The sequence below is a fragment of the Ochrobactrum sp. Marseille-Q0166 genome, from assembly GCF_014397025.1.
Taxonomy (GTDB): Bacteria; Pseudomonadota; Alphaproteobacteria; order Rhizobiales; family Rhizobiaceae; genus Brucella.
Genome location: NZ_JACJUO010000001.1, coordinates 1579902 through 1598476, shown reverse-complemented (window position 1 = coordinate 1598476; position 18575 = coordinate 1579902). Strand labels below are relative to the sequence as shown.

The window sequence follows — 18575 nt, the reverse complement described above, 5'->3', positions numbered from 1 at the left end:
AACCAGGTTTTTCAAGTTTCATGCTTTTTCAAGCAAAATTTAGCAAAGTAGCTCCATCTTTTGTCGTAAAAATCGCACTAATACCAAGGCTAGCGCGTTTTCAAAAATTTCAGAAGTGCAACTTTCTTTAATCCAGAGTGGCATTATTATTGCCATGGAGACAAGGCGGTCCGTGAGAAAGATTTCCAACAAGGTTTCAAGCTTGTTAGTGATGATTAAAAAATAGACAAAATGCTAATAAGTTAATCATTTTCGGTTGAGGGTGAGTGCCGCGTAATTAATCACTTCTATAACGAGGGGAATTGGAATCCATGTTCGAACTGCTGACACCTGTGGAAATGTCGACTGCGGATAGACTGACCATCGAATCCGGCAAACGCGATGGTTTTTCACTGATGCTTGCCGCAGGTCATGCGGTCGCGGATGTGGCTCTGGGGGTGTTTGCAGGTCAGGGGCCGATAGCGGTGCTTTGCGGGCCTGGGAATAATGGTGGTGACGGCTATGTTGCTGCGCAATTTCTGCTCGAAGCAGGCGTGGATGTCACTTGCTTCGGAACTGCGCAGCCCCGGCAGGGTTCCGACGCTATGCGGGCACTGCTGTTTTATAAAGGTGAAGTGCATCGGCTCAGCGCGTTTTCGCCAGCGGGTTTTACAGGCGTTATCGATGCGCTTTATGGCGCAGGACTTGCGCGTAACATCGAGGGTGTTGAAGCTTCCGTCATCGGAGAAATAAACGCGTCCGGCATTCCGACTATAGCTGTTGACTTGCCCAGCGGCGTCTCCGGTGAAAGCGGACAGGTTTTGGGTGGAGCCATTAATGCACGTGCAACAGTCACATTTTTCCGTAAAAAACCGGGCCATTTGCTGCAACCGGGCAGGGCACATTGCGGGATTCTTCATGTTGCAGATATTGGCATCACCGATGACGTCCTGACCGCTATCAAACCCACAACTTTCGAAAACTCACCGGAACTTTGGCACAGTCAATTACCGCAGCTTTCAATCAATGCACATAAATACAGTCGTGGTCATGCGGTCGTCTTTTCCGGGCCTGCACATTCAACGGGTGCATCGCGGCTTTCCGCGATGGCTGCAGCGCGTAGCGGTGCCGGCGCAGTCACCGTTTTATCGCCTTCTGATGCGCTTCTGACAAATGCTGCACATCTGACGAGCATCATGGTGCGCGAAACACGCAGCATCAATGATGCTTCGGTATTTGTTGCGGATCGCAAGGTCGCGGCCTGCGTGCTCGGTCCGGGTTATGGCAGCCCGTCATCTGCACGCAATCATGCTTTGATGCTTCTTTCAGCCGTTGACGAACAGGCTGAACATTTAAAAGGCGTGGTGCTGGATGCCGATGGCATAACGGCATTTGAAAATCAGCCCGAGCAACTTTTCAACGCCCGGCGCAGTATGCATACAGCTCTCGTGCTCACGCCCCATGAAGGCGAGTTCAAACGTCTTTTTCCGGATATCGCTGCAAAAGCAGAGAGCTCGAAGACGAATAAAGCACGTCAGGCTGCAAGTCGCGCCAATGCTATCGTGATCTACAAAGGGCCCGATACGGTGATCGCAGCACCTGACGGGCGCGCCGTTATCAATGCAAATGGCACAGCGTTTCTGGCTACAGCCGGATCGGGCGATGTCTTGACTGGTATTGTCTGCGGATTGCTCTCACAGGGGATGCCGGCCTTTGAGGCGGCAAGCGCGGCGGTGTGGATACACGCAGATGCGGGCCGTCGGTTCGGCCATGCGCTTATCGCAGAGGATTTGCCCAACCAGCTTCCCGCCGTCTGGTCTGCACTTGAACGGTTAACGCCTTGAACTACGGCTGCCCCCTGATCCGACATCGACCGTAACACTGCCTGAAATCGAGACATCGGTATTGCCGACGCGAAAGTTCTTCCAGCTTCCGGCCGGTTGCGAATTAGGTTCCGGCGCGGGCGGCGGAGCAGAAACGATTGGTTTCTGCGATTCCACGCCCGGCAACCCTGATGGTGAATTGTCCTGAGCAAAAGCACTCGTTGATAACACTGTTGAGAAAACAGCGGTAAATATTAGAAATCGCTTCATATTCTCAATCCTCGTTTCAAACCTGATCTGCCACGGATTCGAGAAGCTGTTCAGCCATATCGAGCGTGAACTCATCATAATGAGAGATAACGCGGCTCGGCTCATAGTGTTGTACCGGCAGGTCAGTATAACCGAAATCGACAGCAACCACAGGAATGCCCGCTGCTTTTGCAGTGTCAATATCTGTGCGGCTGTCGCCAACCATTATAGCACGGTCGCGATTTCCACCAGCCTTTGAGATCGTCTCGGTCAGATGTCGTGGATCGGGCTTGCGATAAGCAAAGGTGTCTGCACCGCAAATTGCTGCAAAACGGTGTGCTTCACCCATTGAGGTCAGCAGTCTGACAGCGAGAGCCTCAAACTTGTTTGTGCAAACCGCTAACGTATAACCATGTGCGTCGAAGCGATCCATCGCTTCCAGAACTCCTGGATAAAATGTCGAATGGCCCGGCATATGCGCTGCGTAATGTTGGCGAAACTCTTCAACGAGGTGATCCAGCTTGACATCATCGACCCGCTTTTGCTGTGCAGCAAAAGCCCGCTCGATCATGACGCGGCCACCCTGTCCAACAAAGCGACGGAGGGATTCGCGATCCGCTGTTTGAAGACCTGAAATAGCAAGGCAATGATTTAAACTGTCCAGAAGATCCGGCGCCGTTTCGACCAGAGTTCCGTCAAGATCGAAAACGATGATGGGCGTGGAATTGACAGCAGACATATAACTTCCTTCAGGACCATGAGAGTTGCGAGCGCGTTACGAGCCGCTTTTTGAAATAGGCCAAACTGTACACAGAAACGAGGGCCTATCGCAAAAATCGCGATATTTTGTATTGAACACTTTGTTGCGCTGCACGCACATGCTAGAGCCGGGTGAGAATCCGCTGGGAATATAGGAATTCGGGCATGGATGAAGCACGCAAGCTGAAAATCGCCGCCGCTGCAGAGGCATTGACGCACGTCAAAGACGGAATGCGTCTTGGAATTGGGACAGGATCGACTGCCGAGGAATTCGTTCGCCTGCTGGCCGAAAAAGTGAAGAGCGGTTTCAACGTTATAGGCGTGCCGACATCTGAACGCACAGCTGAGCTATGCACCGAATTGGGCATTTCACTGACCACACTCGAAGAAACACCGCATCTTGACCTGACTGTTGACGGCGCGGATGAAGTTGATTCCGATCTCTCACTTATCAAGGGTGGTGGTGGTGCGTTGCTGCGTGAAAAAATCGTCGCCGCGGCCTCGGACTCGATGATTGTGATAGCTGATGGTTCAAAGGTTGTCGAAACGCTTGGACGTTTCCCCTTGCCAATCGAAGTCAACCGTTTTGGTCTGAGCGCAACTTTGCGTGGTATTGAAAGAGCCGCATCGGAATGTGGCCTTGCAGGTCCGCTCGTCCTGCGTTTAAAAGATGGCCAGCCGTTTGTAACCGATGGTGGACATTATATCGTGGATGCATCTTTTAGCCGTATTCCCGATACAAAGATTCTCTCTGACGCTCTCTTCGCCGTTCCCGGTGTTGTTGAGCACGGACTTTTTATCGGACTGGCTCGTGCCGCTGTGATCGCAGGCACTGACGGTATCCGAACCATGAACCGGCCTTGAAACGCCGCTAAGAATTATTTGAACGGAGTATTGACCATATGATCCCGGCAACTGGCTTCCGCCGTCTGATTGCACCGTTTTCCGCACTGGTCCTGATGTCAGGGATTCATGCGGCTTCCGCGCAGGAAATTTCCGCATCGCATCTGGACGCTGCTCGTGCAGCGATCGCTTCGATCAGTGCAACAGAGCAGTTCGACGAGATTCTTCCGAGTGCAGCACGCGCGCTCAAGGGTGAGCTTATTCAGAAAGACCCAAATCTCGAAGCACTGATCACCAAGACTGTTGATGAGAAGGCTCTGGCACTTGCAGCCCGTCGTGCTGATCTCGAAACAGAATCAGCCCGCGCCTATGCAAACGCGTTCAGCGAAGATGAACTGAAGGCGATTGCCACTTTCTACAACTCCGATGCAGGCAAGAAGCTGCTTGCAGAAGGTCCGATTGTTACGCGTGAAGTCGTTAAGGCTGCAAACATCTGGCAGAATGGCATTGCCCGTGATCTCGCTGTATCGGTTGCAGAAGTATTGGCAGCTCAGGCTGGTGCCGCCGCTGCTCCAGAGCAGCCTGCTCAGCAGTAATTGTTAGCAGTAAACTAAAATTTAGAAGCCCGGCGACTTGGCCGGGCTTTTTGTTTTGCTTACATGAAGCGCAGCGTTGATTTTGAATGGAGACCACCATGGCCGACTATGATTATGATCTTTTTGTTATCGGCGGCGGTTCCGGCGGTGTCCGGGCAGGGCGTCTGGCAGGTGCCATGGGCAAGAAGGTTGGTCTGGCGGAAGAATATCGCATGGGTGGAACCTGTGTTATTCGTGGTTGCGTTCCGAAGAAACTCTTTGTGTACGCTTCGCAATTTCCAGAACATTTTGAAGACGCCGTGGGCTATGGCTGGGAAGTGGGGCAAAGAAGCTTCGACTGGAAGAAGCTGATTGAAGCCAAGGACAGGGAAATTACCCGACTTGAAGGCCTGTATCGCAAAGGTCTGGAAAATTCGAAGGTCGATATTTTTGCAAGCCGCGCCGAACTTATTGATGAGCACACTATCGAACTCAAAGCAGACGGCCGCAGGATAACGGCTGATCAGATTTTAATCGCAACCGGCGGTCATCCAAGTGTGCACGACACGTTGCCCGGTAGCGAATATTGCATCACCTCCAACGAAGCGTTTCATTTGGAAGAACTGCCTAAATCTATCGTCATTGCCGGTGGCGGTTATATCGCTGTCGAATTTGCCAATATTTTTCACGGCCTTGGTGTTGAAACGACGATTGTCTATCGAGGCAAGGAAATTTTATCCCGTTTCGATCATGATCTGCGCCACCTGCTTCATGAAACCATGGAAGCAAAAGGTATACGCATCATTTGCGGCGCAGTGTTTGAGAAGGTCGAAAAACAGTCTGATGGCAAGCTGAAAGTTTCGCTGACCAATGGTGAAACGCTAAATGTTGGTCAGGTCATGATGGCTATCGGCCGCAAGCCTAACACAAAGGGTCTGGGCCTCGACAAGGCTGGTGTTAAAACTGATGCGCAGGGCGCTATCGAAGTCGACGACTATTCGCGTACCAGTGTTTCCAACATCTGGGCTGTCGGTGACGTGATCAATCGCGTTCAGTTGACGCCGGTGGCAATCCATGAGGCCATGTGTTTCCTCGAAACGGCCTTTAAGGACAATCCGACCAAACCTGACCATGAGCTCATTGCCACAGCCGTCTTCTCTCAGCCGGAAATTGGCACTGTCGGTTTGCCGGAAGATGAAGCTGCGAAGAAATATCCGGAACTGGAAGTCTATCGCGCTCTGTTTCGCCCGATGAAGAACACGCTGTCTGGTCGCAATGAAAAAATGCTGATGAAGCTCATCGTCGACGCCAAGAGCCGCAGGGTCATCGGCGCTCACATCATGGGGCCGGACGCGGGTGAAATGGCGCAACTACTGGGCATTTCGCTCAAGGCTGGCGCGACGAAGGATGACTTTGATCGCACCATGGCCGTTCACCCGACAGCGGCTGAAGAACTGGTCACCATGTATAAGCCCACCTATCGCGTTGTGAATGGAGAGAAGGTCGACAGCTAAATCTTTCGTCGCACGCTGATCCTGTTAACGATTCTTGCTGGTATAAAGCGAGCGTCTGCATTATATCAACGCGGTCACGTGTGCCGGTTTCCGTGTTTGGGTTTTAAGTTGCCCAATAGAAGCGGATGCCGGCTTTCGTGTTAAGGAGGACAAAATCCGAGAGAAATCGCGCGGATAATTAACACAGGTGTGAAATGACGAAGAACTGGACCCCGAATTCCTGGAGAGACAAACCGATCAAGCAAGTGCCGTTTTATCCGGACGCACAGGCTCTGACCGATGTTGAAGCTCGCCTTCGTACCTATCCACCGCTCGTATTTGCAGGTGAAGCCCGCAAGCTGAAGAACCAGCTCGCGGATGTTGCCGAAGGCAAGGCATTTCTGCTTCAGGGCGGCGATTGTGCGGAAAGTTTCGCAGAACATGGCGCGGACAATATCCGCGACTTTTTCCGCGTCTTTTTGCAGATGGCCGTTGTACTGACGTTTGGTGCCTCCAAGCCGGTTGTTAAGGTGGGGCGTATTGCCGGTCAGTTCGCAAAACCGCGTTCTTCCGACATGGAAAAGCTCAATGGCGTCGAGCTGCCGTCATACCGTGGCGACATCATCAACGGCATCGATTTCGATGAAGCTTCGCGTATCCCTGATCCGCAGCGTCAGGACATGGCTTACCGCCAGTCTGCTGCAACGCTTAACCTGCTGCGTGCATTCGCGCAGGGTGGATATGCTAACCTTGAGAACGTGCATCAGTGGATGCTCGGTTTTGTAGGCAAAAGCCCCCAGGCAGAGCGCTATGCCGCGCTGGCTCAGCGTATTTCGGAAACGATGAACTTCATGCGTGCGATAGGGATCACTTCCGATAGCAATCATTCGCTCCGTGAAACCGATTTCTACACCAGCCATGAAGCACTGTTGCTTGGCTATGAAGAAGCGCTCACGCGCGTCGATTCAACTTCCGGCGATTGGTACGGCACTTCAGGTCACATGATCTGGATTGGCGACCGCACACGTCAGGCTGATCACGCGCATATCGAATATTGCCGAGGCATCAAGAACCCGCTCGGTCTGAAATGTGGCCCATCGCTGCAACCGGATGATCTCATCCGTCTCATTGATCTTCTCAACCCTGAAAATGAAGCAGGTCGTCTGACGCTCATCGCTCGTTTCGGTTACGACAAGGTCGGCGATCATCTGCCACAGCTCATCCGTGCTGTTGAGCGGGAAGGCCGCAAGGTTATCTGGTCTTGTGACCCGATGCACGGCAACACCATTACCGCAGGCGGTTACAAGACGCGCCCGTTCGACCGTATTCTCAAGGAAGTTGAATCCTTCTTCGCGATCCATCGCGCTGAGGGTTCGCATCCGGGTGGTATCCATGTCGAAATGACTGGCAAGAACGTTACCGAATGCACCGGCGGCGCTCGTGCAATTTCGGCGGAAGACTTGCACGACCGTTACCATACGCACTGCGATCCACGTCTGAACGCCGATCAGGCGCTTGAGCTGGCCTTCCTTCTGGCAGAATTGCTCAAGAAGGAACGGGACTCCGGTTCGGAAAAACAGGCCGTTAACGCCTGATCCGGTCCAATCACATCATTCAACGCAGGGCGGAGGATTCATCCTTCGCCCTGTTGTATTTCGGCTGAATTTGCTTATTGATTTTGGCGAAAACTCATCCTGGGGCATCGATGAAGCGGATTATTCTGGCGTTTCTCAATTCAATGCGTGCTCTCAAGCATTTGGCCAAGCACGAGAAAGCGGTGCAGCAGGAGCTTGTCCTGTTTCTGCTTTCGCTGCCAATCGCATTTTTCCTCGCTCCAAGTCCGTTGGCATTTCTGCTGATGACGGGATCGATCCTGTTCCTCATTCTGGTTGAAGTGCTCAACACGGGTATTGAGGCCACTTGCGATGCAGTCTCGCGTGATTTTCATAAAGAAATTCAGATTGCAAAGGACTGCGGTTCGCTCGCCGTTCTGATCGCGATTGTGTTTGTGGCTGCTACATGGGGCTATATTCTGATCATGACCTATAAGACCTGACAAAGAACGCCTGTTCTTGTTCGCCATCCGTTGCAATTAACTGCACAAGCGCGCTAAAGCTGACGCATGATCAGCGTAAACGAGAATCCCGATATGCTTCGTATTGCCGTTGCACAGCTCAATCCTGTTATGGGTGACATCGCCGGAAATCTTGCCAAGGCTCGTGTTGCCCGTGCAGAAGCAGCCAAAATGAACGCCGACCTCGTGATGTTCACAGAGTTGTTTATTGCAGGCTATCCGCCGGAAGATCTTGTTCTCAAGACTGCTTTTGTTGCAGCCTGTGAAAAGGCCGTAGCTGAGCTTGCCAAAGACACGGCTGATGGCGGCCCGGGCGTTATTATCGGCACACCGATGCAACGTAACAGCGGTTTGCATAATTCGATTGCAGTACTCGATGGCGGCGAAATCATCGCCGAGCGTTTCAAGGTCGATTTGCCGAACTACGGGGAATTTGATGAAAAGCGCGTTTTCCAGCCAGGTCCAATGCCTGGCCCCGTCAATTTCCGTGGTGTACGCATCGGTATCCCGATCTGCGAAGATATCTGGGGCGATCTCGGTGTAGCGGAAACGCTGGCTGAAAGTGGTGCTGAACTTCTCTTGGTGCCAAACGGCTCGCCTTATCATCGCGCCAAGATTGAGCGTCGCTATCAGGTCGTGCTGAAGCAGGTTATCGAAACCGAACTCCCAATGCTCTATGCCAATCAGATTGGCGGGCAGGACGAGCTGGTTTTCGATGGTGGCTCTTTTGTGTTCAACTCCGACAAGACCCTTAGCTTGCAGATGCCGCAATTTGCAGAAGCGATCACGCTGACTGTGTGGAAGCGGAACGGCGAGGGCTGGTATTGCGAAGCAGCCGAAAAGGCAAAGCTGCCAGAAGGTCTCGAAGCTGATTATGCAGCCTGTATGCTCGGCCTGCGTGATTATGTGAACAAGAATGGTTTCAAGGACGTTGTGCTTGGTCTGTCAGGTGGTATCGACTCGGCGATCTGTACGGCGTTGGGAGTTGATGCATTGGGTAAGGATCGCGTGCGCTGCGTGATGCTGCCTTATCGTTACACTTCAGAAGAGTCGCTGAAAGATGCTGCCGATTGTGCGAAGGCGCTCGGTGTGCGTTACGACATTGTGCCAATCGCAGAGCCGGTCGAAGGTTTCCTGTCTGCTTTAAGGCCAATGTTTGAAGGTACCGAGAGCGGCGTTACCGAAGAAAACCTGCAAAGCCGCGCGCGTGGCACAATCCTGATGGCAATTTCAAACAAGTTCGGTTCGATGGTTATCACCACGGGCAACAAGTCGGAAATGTCGGTTGGTTATGCAACGCTTTATGGCGACATGAATGGCGGCTTCAACCCCATCAAGGACGTCTATAAGATGCAGGTCTATGCGCTGTCTGAGTGGCGCAACAACAATGTTCCGGTTGGCAGCCTTGGTCCTTCCGGTGAGGTGATCCCGCAGAACATCATTTCAAAGGCACCATCCGCAGAATTGCGTGAAAATCAGACTGATCAGGACAGTCTGCCACCTTATCCTGTATTGGACGACATTCTCGAATGCCTGGTGGAAAACGAAATGAGCAATGCTGAGATCGTCGCGCGTGGCCATCAGCTTGAGACCGTGCAACGGATCGAACATCTCCTTAATCTGGCAGAATACAAGCGCCGTCAATCTGCACCCGGTGTCAAAATTACAAAGAAGAATTTCGGACGTGATCGTCGTTATCCAATAACGAACCGCTTCCGCGACCGCTGAAAGATTTAGTCATGACTCTTACCGTTCGTTTTGCACCGTCGCCGACGGGGTATATTCATATTGGCAATACGCGCACCGCGCTTTCAAACTGGCTTTACGCCAAAAAGAACGGTGGCAATTTCATTTTGCGTTACGATGATACAGACGTTGAGCGCTCCAGGCAGGAATATGCAGATGCCATTGCCGTTGATCTCGCGTGGCTGGGCGTTACGCCTGACCGGGTTGAATATCAGTCGAAGCGTTTTGATGTGTATGCCAAAGCCGTCGAAAAGCTGAAGCAGGCCGGTCTTCTTTATGCCTGCTATGAAACGGCCGATGAACTCGAACGCCGCCGCAAGCTGCGTCTCGCGCGTCGTCTGCCGCCAGTTTATGGCCGTGAAGCCCTGAAGCTGACGGATCAGGAGAAGGCAGCTTTTGAAGCCGAAGGCCGCAAGCCACATTGGCGCTTCCTTTTGCCGAATTTCGAAAGCGACCCTTTTACGACCACACGTACTGAAGTTCATTGGGACGATCTGGTGCGTGGCCCGCAGACTGTCGATCTGGCATCGATGTCCGATCCGGTTCTGGTTCGCGAAGACGGCACTTATCTCTACACGCTGCCATCGGTTGTCGATGATATTGATCTTGGTATCACCCACATCATCCGTGGCGACGACCACGTCACCAATTCGGGCGTTCAGATTGCTATCTTCAGGGCGCTCGGTGCCGAGCCGCCGGTCTTTGGACACCACAACCTGCTCACCACGGTTTCGGGTGAGGGTCTTTCGAAACGCTCTGGCGCGCTTTCTGTCGGTAGCTTACGTGAAAGCGGTTATGAACCTATGTCGGTCGCTTCGCTGGCTATTCTGATCGGAACATCCGAGTCCGTTTCGGCAGCGGTAGATATGGATGCCTTGGCAGAACGTTTTGATCTGGCTGCGATTTCAAAGTCGTCGGCAAAATTTGATCCAGCGGAACTTGATACGCTTAACCGGGCCCTGCTCCATGATATGCCTTTCGAAAAAGCAAAAGAGCGTCTTGAAGCACTCGGCATTTCAGGCCATCAGGCAGAGCCTTTCTGGCTGACCGTTCGTGGCAATCTTGATCGCTTCAATGATGTGGCCCATTGGTGGGAGATCATCAACGGCAACTTACCGGAAAAGCCGGAACTGTCTGAGGAAGATCAGGCATTTGTGCGGGAAGCGTTTAAACTGCTACCGGCTGCCCCTTGGGACAAGCAGACGTGGAAGACCTGGACCGACGCTGTGAAAGCGGCAACAGGACGCAAGGGCAAGACGCTGTTCATGCCCCTGCGCATCGCGCTTACGGGGCAGGCGCATGGTCCGGAGCTTGCGGATCTACTGGTTTTGATTGGTCCGGAAAAAACGACGATCCGATCACTCTGACTTTTGAGCTGTCTGAATAAGAACGTTCTGTCGGCGGCGAAATTGCTGCCGGCGCAACGTAATTCGGAGACTGCGATAAGGGTTGTCCAGAAGATGTGTAAGCGACAGGATCCAATTTATTGGTTTCCGGAGGCGAAGATGCCGGAACAATATAGTCTTCTATAATTGAAGCATCAGCCTTTGGAACCTTATCAATCTTAGCCAGTTTTCCAACTTGTTGCTTGTGTGCAGATACTTTCATATCAGCAGTCTTAGCCGCGCTTTTCTTGTTTGTTCGAATAGGCAACCAAGCGGCTTTACATGAATTAACGTGTTTACCACTATACGACTGGCCTGCAATAGCAGCGCTTATTTCCGCCAAACGTTTCTCAAGTGATCGACGTTCGGTAATCAGACTTTCTTCCTGCTTTTTCAAGCGCTCACATGTCGCTGACTTGTTTGTAGGAGAAAAAATACCTCCGCTACAACTTTCTTTATAAAGATCGCTGCGAATAAGTGTAAGCTGTCTTTGATTGACTTTGAGTTTAAACTTTGTTGGCTCAATCTGTTTACGAAGATTGGTAACTTCTCTAGAGTTACAAGGCAAACTCGACTTGTTTGTTGTCGTAGTACATCCGCTTAAAATGCCAATTGCAGCGAAAAAAAATATCGCCGGCCGTAACTTACAAATTTTCCTGTCAACAATCACCATAGAACAAGCCCATCCCGTTGTCCGTATGCCTGAATGTTGGATGACTATAGTTAAAAAAACATAAATGCCAAGTATTTATTAAATACTTGGCATTTATATAAAGTATATATTATAAATAAGCTTGCACTTAATTACATCTTCCTATTGATTTCATTTGATTTTTGTATTGCCTCAACAACAGCTAATGCCGTCATATTAACAACTCCGCGCGACGTTACGGAAGGCGTTAAGATATGGGCTGGACGTGCAGCACCGAGCAAAATCGGTCCTACATGCAGTGCGTCCGTTACTGTCTTTACGACGTTCAGTGTAATGTTTGCAGCGTCAAGATTAGGAAAGACAAGCAGATTGGCTTCGCCCTTGAGACGCGAATTCGGGAATACGCGGTCGCGTAAAGCTTGTGAAAGTGCAGAATCACCATGCATTTCACCGTCGGATTCAAGATCGGGTGCTTTCTCAGCAAGGATAGCAGCGGCGCGCCGCATTTTTTCAGCGCTGGCAGATTCTTTTGAACCAAAGTTCGAGTGGGAAACAAGAGCAGCTTTGGGTTCAATACCAAACCGACGAATTTCTTTTGCTGCCAGAATTGCCATTTCAGCAATCTCTTCTGCACTAGGTTCCACACTGACATAGGTGTCCGTCAAGAATAGCGCGCCGCGCTGTGAAATCAGTAGGCTTAATGCAGAGTAATCACGGATCCCGGGTAGTTTTCCGATGATCTGTTTGACGACACGTGTATGACGTTCGAAACGACCTTCCAATCCACAGATCATTGCATCTGCTTCGTCGCGCATTACCGCAAGAGCAGCAATGGCTGTCGAATTCGTACGAACGATAGTGCGTGCGGCTTCTGGGGTTATACCTTGTCGGCCTGCGTAAGACAGGTAAAGGTCCACATAATCACGATAGCGGGGATCATCTTCAGGATTAATAAGGTCAAAATCTACACCTGCGCGGATTTTCAAACCATAGCGGCTAAGGCGAGTTTCAATAACGTGCGGGCGACCGACCAGGATTGGCGAGGCGATACCTTCTTCAATCACAACCTGAGCCGCGCGTAATACACGTTCATCTTCACCGTCAGCATAAATCACGCGCATTGGTTTGCTTTGCGCGCGTGCTGCGGCAAAAACCGGCTTCATGATAAGGCCGGACCGGAAAACGAAACGCGTTAAGCGATCTGTATAAGCTTCCCAATCTTCGATTGGGCGTGTTGCGACCCCGCTGTCCATTGCGGCCTTAGCAACTGCGGGCGCGATGCGCAAGATCAAGCGCTGATCGAAGGGAGATGGAATAAGGTAGTTGGGCCCAAACGTCGGTGTATCACCCGAATAGGCGCGGGCCGCTACATCTGAGGGCTCTTCACGGGCAAGCGCAGCAATTGCGCGCACCGCAGAAAGCTTCATTTCTTCATTGATGGCTGTTGCACCAACATCCAGCGCACCGCGGAAAATGTAAGGGAAACAAAGAACGTTATTAACCTGATTTGGATAGTCCGAGCGTCCCGTACATATCATCGCATCAGCGCGTGCTTCGCGCGCCGCCTCTGGCATGATTTCAGGGGTTGGATTGGCGAGCGCCATAATAAGCGGCTTCTCAGCCATCTGCTTGAGTAATTCGGGCTTCAGCACACCCGCGGCCGATAGACCGAGGAATACATCTGCACCGCCAATAACATCAGCCAGAACGCGAGCATCTGTTTTTTGAGCGTACACGTCTTTCCAGCGATCCATAAGGACGTTACGGCCTTCATAAACAACGCCTTCAAGATCGCAGACAAAAATATTCTCACGCTTTGCGCCAAGCTTAACGAGCAGGTTAAGACAGGCGAGTGCCGCAGCGCCCGCACCAGAAGTGACGATCTTTGCACTTGCGATGTCTTTACCTGCCAGTTCCAGACCATTAAGAACAGCGGCAGCAACGATAATAGCCGTTCCATGCTGGTCATCATGGAAAACCGGGATATTCATCTTTTCACGAAGCTGTTCTTCAACTTCGAAGCATTCCGGCGCCTTGATGTCTTCAAGATTGATGCCGCCGAACGTAGGTTCAAGCGCTGATATTACATCAACCATTCGGTTGATTTCATGCGCATCAATTTCAATATCGAAGACGTCAATGTCTGCGAATTTTTTGAACAGGACAGCCTTGCCTTCCATAACCGGCTTTGATGCAAGTGCACCAATATCTCCAAGACCCAAAACTGCTGTGCCATTCGAAACAACGGCTACGAGATTACCGCGCGCTGTATATTCAGCAGCGGTCGAAGGGTCTTCATGAATTGCGAGACACGGAGCAGCGACACCAGGTGAATAGGCAAGTGCAAGGTCGCGCTGATTGCCGAGCGGTTTGGTTGCCTGAATCTCAAGTTTTCCCGGCTTTGGATAGCGATGAAAGAAGAGAGCCGCTTCATCAAAATCCGAACGCGTGGAGGTTTTAGGTGTCTTTTTATTCGTCATGATCGCATCGCTTTCCGGTTCATGCTTGCAATAGGGGAATTTCGCAGATGGCAATTCGCACCCGTTGAGCCAATGTCGCTTCTATCTCAAACTTCCAAAATAATGTAGGCCCGATTCTAACAAGCAGTTATTACGCAAATGCGGTAATATCAAATCAACTGCTCTTTTATCCACGTTAGAAAATTTAAATTTTTTATTGGATGCAGCGAGATAATGTCTCGTTCAAAATATGAAAAAATTTCAAGTATATTTTTAAGGAAAGATAATTTTATGCTACTTATATTTATCCTTCTTTTTAGTAATCAATACTATTTGTGAATTAAAATTTTTAAATTAGATTAATTATAATTAGCTAACAACATTATTCGATTTATTTGTTCAAAAAGTGAGTTATTATAACATCTTATTTTGTAAAAATCGGAGTAATTTTAATGAAAGATAATTGCAATGACGTAGTTTTCTCTGAAACAATTATTTCAAGGTATGATGATCAAACAGGTGATTTCTTTTTATTAGGAAAATCAATAAAAAGAATTTGTCATGATGTGAAAATAGAGGGCTGTATCGATTTATTATGGCCTAATTTTTTCCAGAAGAATATGTTTGATGATAATTTGCAATTTGCTCTTGGGCAGGCGCGAGAGCAGATCTTTCATTACACTGAAGAAATCGACGATACTTTACTGGAAATGTCACCGCTGGAGGCAATTCGCGCTTTGGTAAGCCGCATTCCTGATGGTAATGACTTTACGACCGCACTGCACGTGGTCGCTGCACCGGCGGTATTTGCACCTGCTTTCATACGTATGAAACGTGGAAGGCATATAATTCGCCCTGATTCATCGTTGCCTCATAGCGCAGATATTTTACGAATGATGAATGTTTCTATGCCTGAGCCGCAGGAAGCGCAAGCTCTCGATACCTTTCTTATTTCTGTCGTGGATTTTGGCCTCACACCAGCAACGTTAGCTGCGCGAATTTCAGCATCGGAACGGCAATCAATTACGTCCTCAATAATTACTGCTCTTTCTGTTCTTTCAGAAAAAAATCAAAAGTGTAATCCTACCGCAGCTTCGAACATCCTCGATATTCTTTCATCGGAAAAAATGACGGATGATTGGCCAGTTGCTGCCATTGATGGCAATGCGCCCACTCAAGAACGCGGCAGCTTATCAACGTCTAATGGAGATGTAAGAGCTGACATAATCAAGTCAACGCTCGTCAATCTTCAGAACGATATAGGCTTAAGAGTTTCAAGTAAGGTATCTTTAATTGAAAGTCTTGACGATAAATTTATAGATGACCAAAATAACTATAATGGGAATAACGGATTATTCACTCGACACAAGATTTATTCTGCTCTGCTACTAGAGCAGTTGGGTTTTCCTTCAGAGGTGTTCAGTTGTGTAGTCGCTATGGGACGAACTGTCGGTTGGGTTGCTCATTGCCGTGAGCAAATGCAAACCCCTTGGCTTGTTCGCCCGACGTTGCGATATACAGGGGTCGAAGAATAATCATTGCTGATTATTCGCGTTAGCATGGGTGCAACGAGTTTTAGGTTGCATAATTTCCATCGTCATATGCCTGTGACCTGAATCAGGTCTTCTTCGCTCAAATTCAGGTTGCCATCGGAAGGACAACCCAATGAGCGAAGAACAGACTGCGCCAAAGAAATACCGCACCCTGTTCGTTTCTGACGTGCATCTAGGTTCTAAAGCGGCTCAGGCCGAACTTTTGCTGGAATTTCTGCGCCGTCATGATGCGGAAATGATTTATTTAGTTGGCGATATCGTTGATGGTTGGCGCTTGCGACGCAATTGGCATTGGCCACAAGAACACAATGATGTTGTGCAGAAGCTTCTGCGCAAAAGTCGTAAGGGCGCGACGATCATTTATATCGCCGGCAATCATGATGAGTTTCTGCGCAATTTCCAAGGGACGCATTTCGGTGGTATCGAGGTGATGAACCGTGCAATTCATGAAGCGGCTGACGGACGTAAGTTTCTCGTAATTCACGGTGACCAGTTTGACGTAGTGGTACGAAATGCGCGCTTCATCGCCTATCTCGGTGATTGGGCTTACGACACCGCCATTTGGATCAACACGATTATGAACCGCGTACGCGCCAAGTTTGGCCTTCGCTATTGGTCGTTTTCTGCTTGGGCGAAATTCCGGGTCAAAAAAGCGGTTAACTTCATCGGTAAATTTGAAGACGTGGTTTCAGAAGAGGCGCAGCGCATTGGTGTCGATGGGGTTATCTGCGGACATATCCATCATGCAACAATAGAGAAAATGAATGGTGTTGAGTACATCAACACAGGGGACTGGGTTGAGAGTTGTACAGCGGTTGCGGAGCATTTTGACGGCCGTATGGAATTGCTCGAATGGGCGAAGCAATTGGATCAAAAGCCGTTGCTACCCGCGGTTATGGATGTAAACACCGGCGGCAAAATAGTCGGGTTCCCGAAAGTGCCACGAGAAACGGTAAATGGCAGCCGATAAAAAACTTGTCATCGTTACAGACGCCTGGCATCCGCAAGTAAATGGCGTTGTAAGAACGCTGGCTAAATGCTGCGAGCTGATGAAGGAGCGGGGATACGAGGTGATCGTGATTTCCCCAAAGGATTATCGCTCAGCCCCGTGCCCGACCTATCCAGAAATTCGACTCGCCTTAACAAGGCCTTCGACAGTTAGACAGCGACTGGTCAAACTAAAGCCGGACTACGTGCATATTGCAACGGAAGGCCCGCTCGGGTTTATGGCGCGACGCGCTTGTCTTAAGATGGGGTGGAGTTTTACGACGAGTTTCCATACGCGTTTTCCAGAATATCTTAGGGACCGGGTCCCCATCCCGCCAAAGTGGACCTACGCATTTCTTCGCCGTTTTCATAATGCGGCGTCGCATACGCTTGTTCCAACTCAGTCAATCATTGATGATTTGCAAGGGCGTGGCTTCACCGGGTTGGAGCTTTGGACGCGCGGCGTTGATCGCAAGTTGTTTCATCCGCGAGATAAATTGGCGAAGCAATGGCCAAAACCAGTGTTCATATGTGTTGGACGTGTCGCCACAGAAAAGAATCTACCCGCGTTTTTGGAGCTCGAGCTACCGGGAACCATGCTGATCGTTGGGGACGGCCCGGAACTTGACGATTTGAAAGGCCGTTTTCCGAAAGCCCATTTCGTAGGCAAGAAAGAAGGCGAAGATCTAGCGCGTATCTATGCATCAGCCGATGTATTTGTGTTTCCAAGCAGAACCGACACATTTGGCCTCGTTTTGCTGGAAGCCATTGCATCGGGTTTGCCTGTTGCGGCATTTCCAGTTCCGGGATCTTCCGACGTTGTTGGTACCACCGGAGCAGGAATTTTATCCGAAGACTTGCAAGCTGCCTGTTTAGCAGCCCTAAACATGCCAGCCTTCGATCCGGCGGAAGTGCTGAAGAATTTCACATGGGAAGCCTGTGCGGACATCTTTGAAAATGTTTTGTCTTCCACAAAAAGTGTCGCACAAACTATGAGGTATCCGGATAATCAGCCCCAGACAACCGCTTCCGGGGGATAAACCAGAGCTCCCTCGTAAAGCAGTCCCGGTTCACGATCATGCGCCAATAATAATGGTCCATCGAGGTCCACAACATTGGCTTTTTGTGCAAGCAGAACTGCTGGGGCCATACCAAGTGATGTACCGACCATACACCCAACCATGATTTGCAAGCCCAGAGAACGGGCTTTCTCTCGCATAACCAGGCCTTCCGTCAATCCACCGGCCTTATCAAGCTTGATATTAACGGCATCATAGCGCTTGGCGAGATCTTCCAACCCAATCGACGTATGAACGCTTTCATCAGCACAGATAATTACGGGCCGTTTAATCCGACTTAGAATTTCGTCTTTGCCAGCGGGCAGGGGCTGCTCGATCAAAACCACACCAGCTTCGGCTGCCGCAATCATATTTTTTTCAATATTTTCGTTGGTCCAACCTTCATTCGCATCAATGATTATGCGGCTGTTGGGGGCAGCATTGGCAACTGCATGAATGCGCTCGATGTCATTATCACCGCCCATTTTAACTTTGATAAGCGGATAGTGCGCGACCTTTGTAGTTGAATCCGCCATCTCAGCCGGTGTGCCAAGCGACACGGTGATTGCGGTTTCCAAAGGATGTGCCTCTATACCCAGTGTTTCTGCTACGCTTTTTCCAGAAAGCTTGGCTTCAAGGTCCCACATTGCGCAGTCGACCGCATTACGGGCCGCACCTGCTGGCATAATTGTCTGAATTGCTTGGCGTGTGACACCCGTTTCGATCATCGCGCGCACCGCTTCAATCTGTTCACTTACACTTTCGATTGATTCGCCATAACGTGCATATGGCACGCATTCACCTCGGCCAATCCTACCATCTCGACTTAACTCGCACACAATGACAGATGCTTCGGTCTTCGATCCGCGAGAGATTGTGAATTTCCCGGCGATAGGATAGCGTTCGTGAATGATTTTCAAACTACTGTGCATGGATATGC

At 50.2% G+C, this 18575-nt stretch carries 16 protein-coding genes; 11 read left to right on the top strand and 5 right to left on the bottom strand.

The window, feature by feature from the left end:
• Positions 1-311: 311 nt before the first annotated feature.
• Entirely contained in the window at positions 312-1823 is a 1512-nt protein-coding gene (locus H5024_RS07585; RefSeq protein WP_187545007.1) for an NAD(P)H-hydrate dehydratase, read from the top strand.
• Here H5024_RS07585 and H5024_RS07580 read toward each other — a convergent pair.
• Together H5024_RS07580 and H5024_RS07575 are read right to left on the bottom strand one after the other, a co-directional pair.
• Positions 1812-2072, bottom strand: coding sequence for a hypothetical protein (locus H5024_RS07580; RefSeq protein ID WP_187545004.1), 261 nt, complete (start codon positions 2070-2072; stop codon positions 1812-1814). The two genes, H5024_RS07585 and H5024_RS07580, sit on opposite strands and share 12 nt — an antisense overlap.
• Positions 2073-2088: 16 nt before the next feature.
• On the bottom strand, positions 2089-2790 hold the full coding sequence (locus H5024_RS07575) for an HAD family hydrolase (RefSeq protein ID WP_187545002.1): 702 nt from the start codon (positions 2788-2790) through the stop codon (positions 2089-2091).
• Positions 2791-2975: 185 nt separating this feature from the next.
• On the opposite strand from H5024_RS07575, the gene rpiA reads away from it, so the two are divergent.
• The 7 genes from rpiA to gltX all read left to right on the top strand — a co-directional run bounded on the left by rpiA (position 2976) and on the right by gltX (position 10908).
• The gene (gene rpiA, locus H5024_RS07570; RefSeq protein WP_187544999.1) at positions 2976-3674 is read left to right on the top strand and encodes a ribose-5-phosphate isomerase RpiA; all 699 of its coding nucleotides are present in this window, start codon (positions 2976-2978) and stop codon (positions 3672-3674) included.
• Between the two features lie 38 nt (positions 3675-3712).
• Entirely contained in the window at positions 3713-4249 is a 537-nt protein-coding gene (locus tag H5024_RS07565; protein ID WP_187544997.1) for a DUF2059 domain-containing protein, read from the top strand.
• A gap of 98 nt (positions 4250-4347) precedes the next feature.
• On the top strand, positions 4348-5742 hold the full coding sequence (gene gor / locus H5024_RS07560; protein WP_187544994.1) for a glutathione-disulfide reductase: 1395 nt from the start codon (positions 4348-4350) through the stop codon (positions 5740-5742).
• 194 nt (positions 5743-5936) lie between these two features.
• Entirely contained in the window at positions 5937-7316 is a 1380-nt protein-coding gene (locus tag H5024_RS07555) for a 3-deoxy-7-phosphoheptulonate synthase class II (protein WP_187544992.1), read from the top strand.
• A gap of 110 nt (positions 7317-7426) precedes the next feature.
• Complete coding sequence (locus H5024_RS07550; RefSeq protein WP_187544990.1) at positions 7427-7777, top strand: diacylglycerol kinase; 351 nt, start codon at positions 7427-7429, stop codon at positions 7775-7777.
• 66 nt (positions 7778-7843) lie between these two features.
• Positions 7844-9523 (top strand): NAD+ synthase, encoded by a 1680-nt coding sequence (locus H5024_RS07545; protein ID WP_187544987.1) that lies wholly within the window; start codon positions 7844-7846, stop codon positions 9521-9523.
• Positions 9524-9534: 11 nt separating this feature from the next.
• On the top strand, positions 9535-10908 hold the full coding sequence (gene gltX / locus H5024_RS07540) for a glutamate--tRNA ligase (protein ID WP_187544985.1): 1374 nt from the start codon (positions 9535-9537) through the stop codon (positions 10906-10908).
• Here gltX and H5024_RS07535 read toward each other — a convergent pair.
• Together H5024_RS07535 and H5024_RS07530 are read right to left on the bottom strand one after the other, a co-directional pair.
• Positions 10826-11599 carry a hypothetical protein gene (locus H5024_RS07535; RefSeq protein WP_187544983.1) on the bottom strand — a complete coding sequence of 258 codons (774 nt, stop codon included), beginning with the start codon at positions 11597-11599 and terminating at the stop codon, positions 10826-10828. The two genes, gltX and H5024_RS07535, sit on opposite strands and share 83 nt — an antisense overlap.
• Positions 11600-11730: 131 nt before the next feature.
• Positions 11731-14058: an NADP-dependent malic enzyme gene (locus tag H5024_RS07530; RefSeq protein ID WP_187544981.1), complete on the bottom strand. Its 2328-nt coding sequence runs from the start codon at positions 14056-14058 to the stop codon at positions 11731-11733.
• Positions 14059-14489: 431 nt separating this feature from the next.
• Between H5024_RS07530 and H5024_RS07525 the strand changes: the two genes are divergently transcribed.
• The 3 genes from H5024_RS07525 (at position 14490) to H5024_RS07515 (ending at position 17617) form a co-directional block, all read left to right on the top strand.
• Positions 14490-15572 (top strand): citrate/2-methylcitrate synthase, encoded by a 1083-nt coding sequence (locus H5024_RS07525; protein ID WP_187544979.1) that lies wholly within the window; start codon positions 14490-14492, stop codon positions 15570-15572.
• A 130-nt stretch (positions 15573-15702) separates the two neighbouring features.
• On the top strand, positions 15703-16560 hold the full coding sequence (locus H5024_RS07520) for a UDP-2,3-diacylglucosamine diphosphatase (RefSeq protein ID WP_187544976.1): 858 nt from the start codon (positions 15703-15705) through the stop codon (positions 16558-16560).
• Positions 16547-17617 (top strand): glycosyltransferase family 1 protein, encoded by a 1071-nt coding sequence (locus H5024_RS07515; RefSeq protein WP_187544973.1) that lies wholly within the window; start codon positions 16547-16549, stop codon positions 17615-17617. The genes H5024_RS07520 and H5024_RS07515 overlap by 14 nt, the downstream gene beginning before the upstream one ends.
• Here the strand turns inward: H5024_RS07515 and dgcA are convergent.
• Positions 17587-18567 (bottom strand): N-acetyl-D-Glu racemase DgcA, encoded by a 981-nt coding sequence (dgcA, locus tag H5024_RS07510; RefSeq protein WP_187544971.1) that lies wholly within the window; start codon positions 18565-18567, stop codon positions 17587-17589. The two genes, H5024_RS07515 and dgcA, sit on opposite strands and share 31 nt — an antisense overlap.
• Between the last annotated feature and the right edge of the window lie 8 nt (positions 18568-18575).

What these genes read in the sequence shown, in the direction of transcription:
- dgcA (WP_187544971.1), bottom strand. Translation starts at nt 18,567, where the DNA reads ATGCACAGTAGTTTGAAAATCATTCACGAACGCTATCCTATCGCCGGG.
- gor (WP_187544994.1), top strand. Translation starts at nt 4,348, where the DNA reads ATGGCCGACTATGATTATGATCTTTTTGTTATCGGCGGCGGTTCCGGC.
- H5024_RS07545 (WP_187544987.1), top strand. Translation starts at nt 7,844, where the DNA reads ATGATCAGCGTAAACGAGAATCCCGATATGCTTCGTATTGCCGTTGCA.
- H5024_RS07565 (WP_187544997.1), top strand. Translation starts at nt 3,713, where the DNA reads ATGATCCCGGCAACTGGCTTCCGCCGTCTGATTGCACCGTTTTCCGCA.
- gltX (WP_187544985.1), top strand. Translation starts at nt 9,535, where the DNA reads ATGACTCTTACCGTTCGTTTTGCACCGTCGCCGACGGGGTATATTCAT.
- H5024_RS07555 (WP_187544992.1), top strand. Translation starts at nt 5,937, where the DNA reads ATGACGAAGAACTGGACCCCGAATTCCTGGAGAGACAAACCGATCAAG.
- H5024_RS07515 (WP_187544973.1), top strand. Translation starts at nt 16,547, where the DNA reads ATGGCAGCCGATAAAAAACTTGTCATCGTTACAGACGCCTGGCATCCG.
- H5024_RS07525 (WP_187544979.1), top strand. Translation starts at nt 14,490, where the DNA reads ATGAAAGATAATTGCAATGACGTAGTTTTCTCTGAAACAATTATTTCA.
- H5024_RS07580 (WP_187545004.1), bottom strand. Translation starts at nt 2,072, where the DNA reads ATGAAGCGATTTCTAATATTTACCGCTGTTTTCTCAACAGTGTTATCA.
- H5024_RS07535 (WP_187544983.1), bottom strand. Translation starts at nt 11,599, where the DNA reads ATGGTGATTGTTGACAGGAAAATTTGTAAGTTACGGCCGGCGATATTT.
- H5024_RS07585 (WP_187545007.1), top strand. Translation starts at nt 312, where the DNA reads ATGTTCGAACTGCTGACACCTGTGGAAATGTCGACTGCGGATAGACTG.
- H5024_RS07530 (WP_187544981.1), bottom strand. Translation starts at nt 14,058, where the DNA reads ATGACGAATAAAAAGACACCTAAAACCTCCACGCGTTCGGATTTTGAT.
- H5024_RS07550 (WP_187544990.1), top strand. Translation starts at nt 7,427, where the DNA reads ATGAAGCGGATTATTCTGGCGTTTCTCAATTCAATGCGTGCTCTCAAG.
- H5024_RS07575 (WP_187545002.1), bottom strand. Translation starts at nt 2,790, where the DNA reads ATGTCTGCTGTCAATTCCACGCCCATCATCGTTTTCGATCTTGACGGA.
- H5024_RS07520 (WP_187544976.1), top strand. Translation starts at nt 15,703, where the DNA reads ATGAGCGAAGAACAGACTGCGCCAAAGAAATACCGCACCCTGTTCGTT.
- rpiA (WP_187544999.1), top strand. Translation starts at nt 2,976, where the DNA reads ATGGATGAAGCACGCAAGCTGAAAATCGCCGCCGCTGCAGAGGCATTG.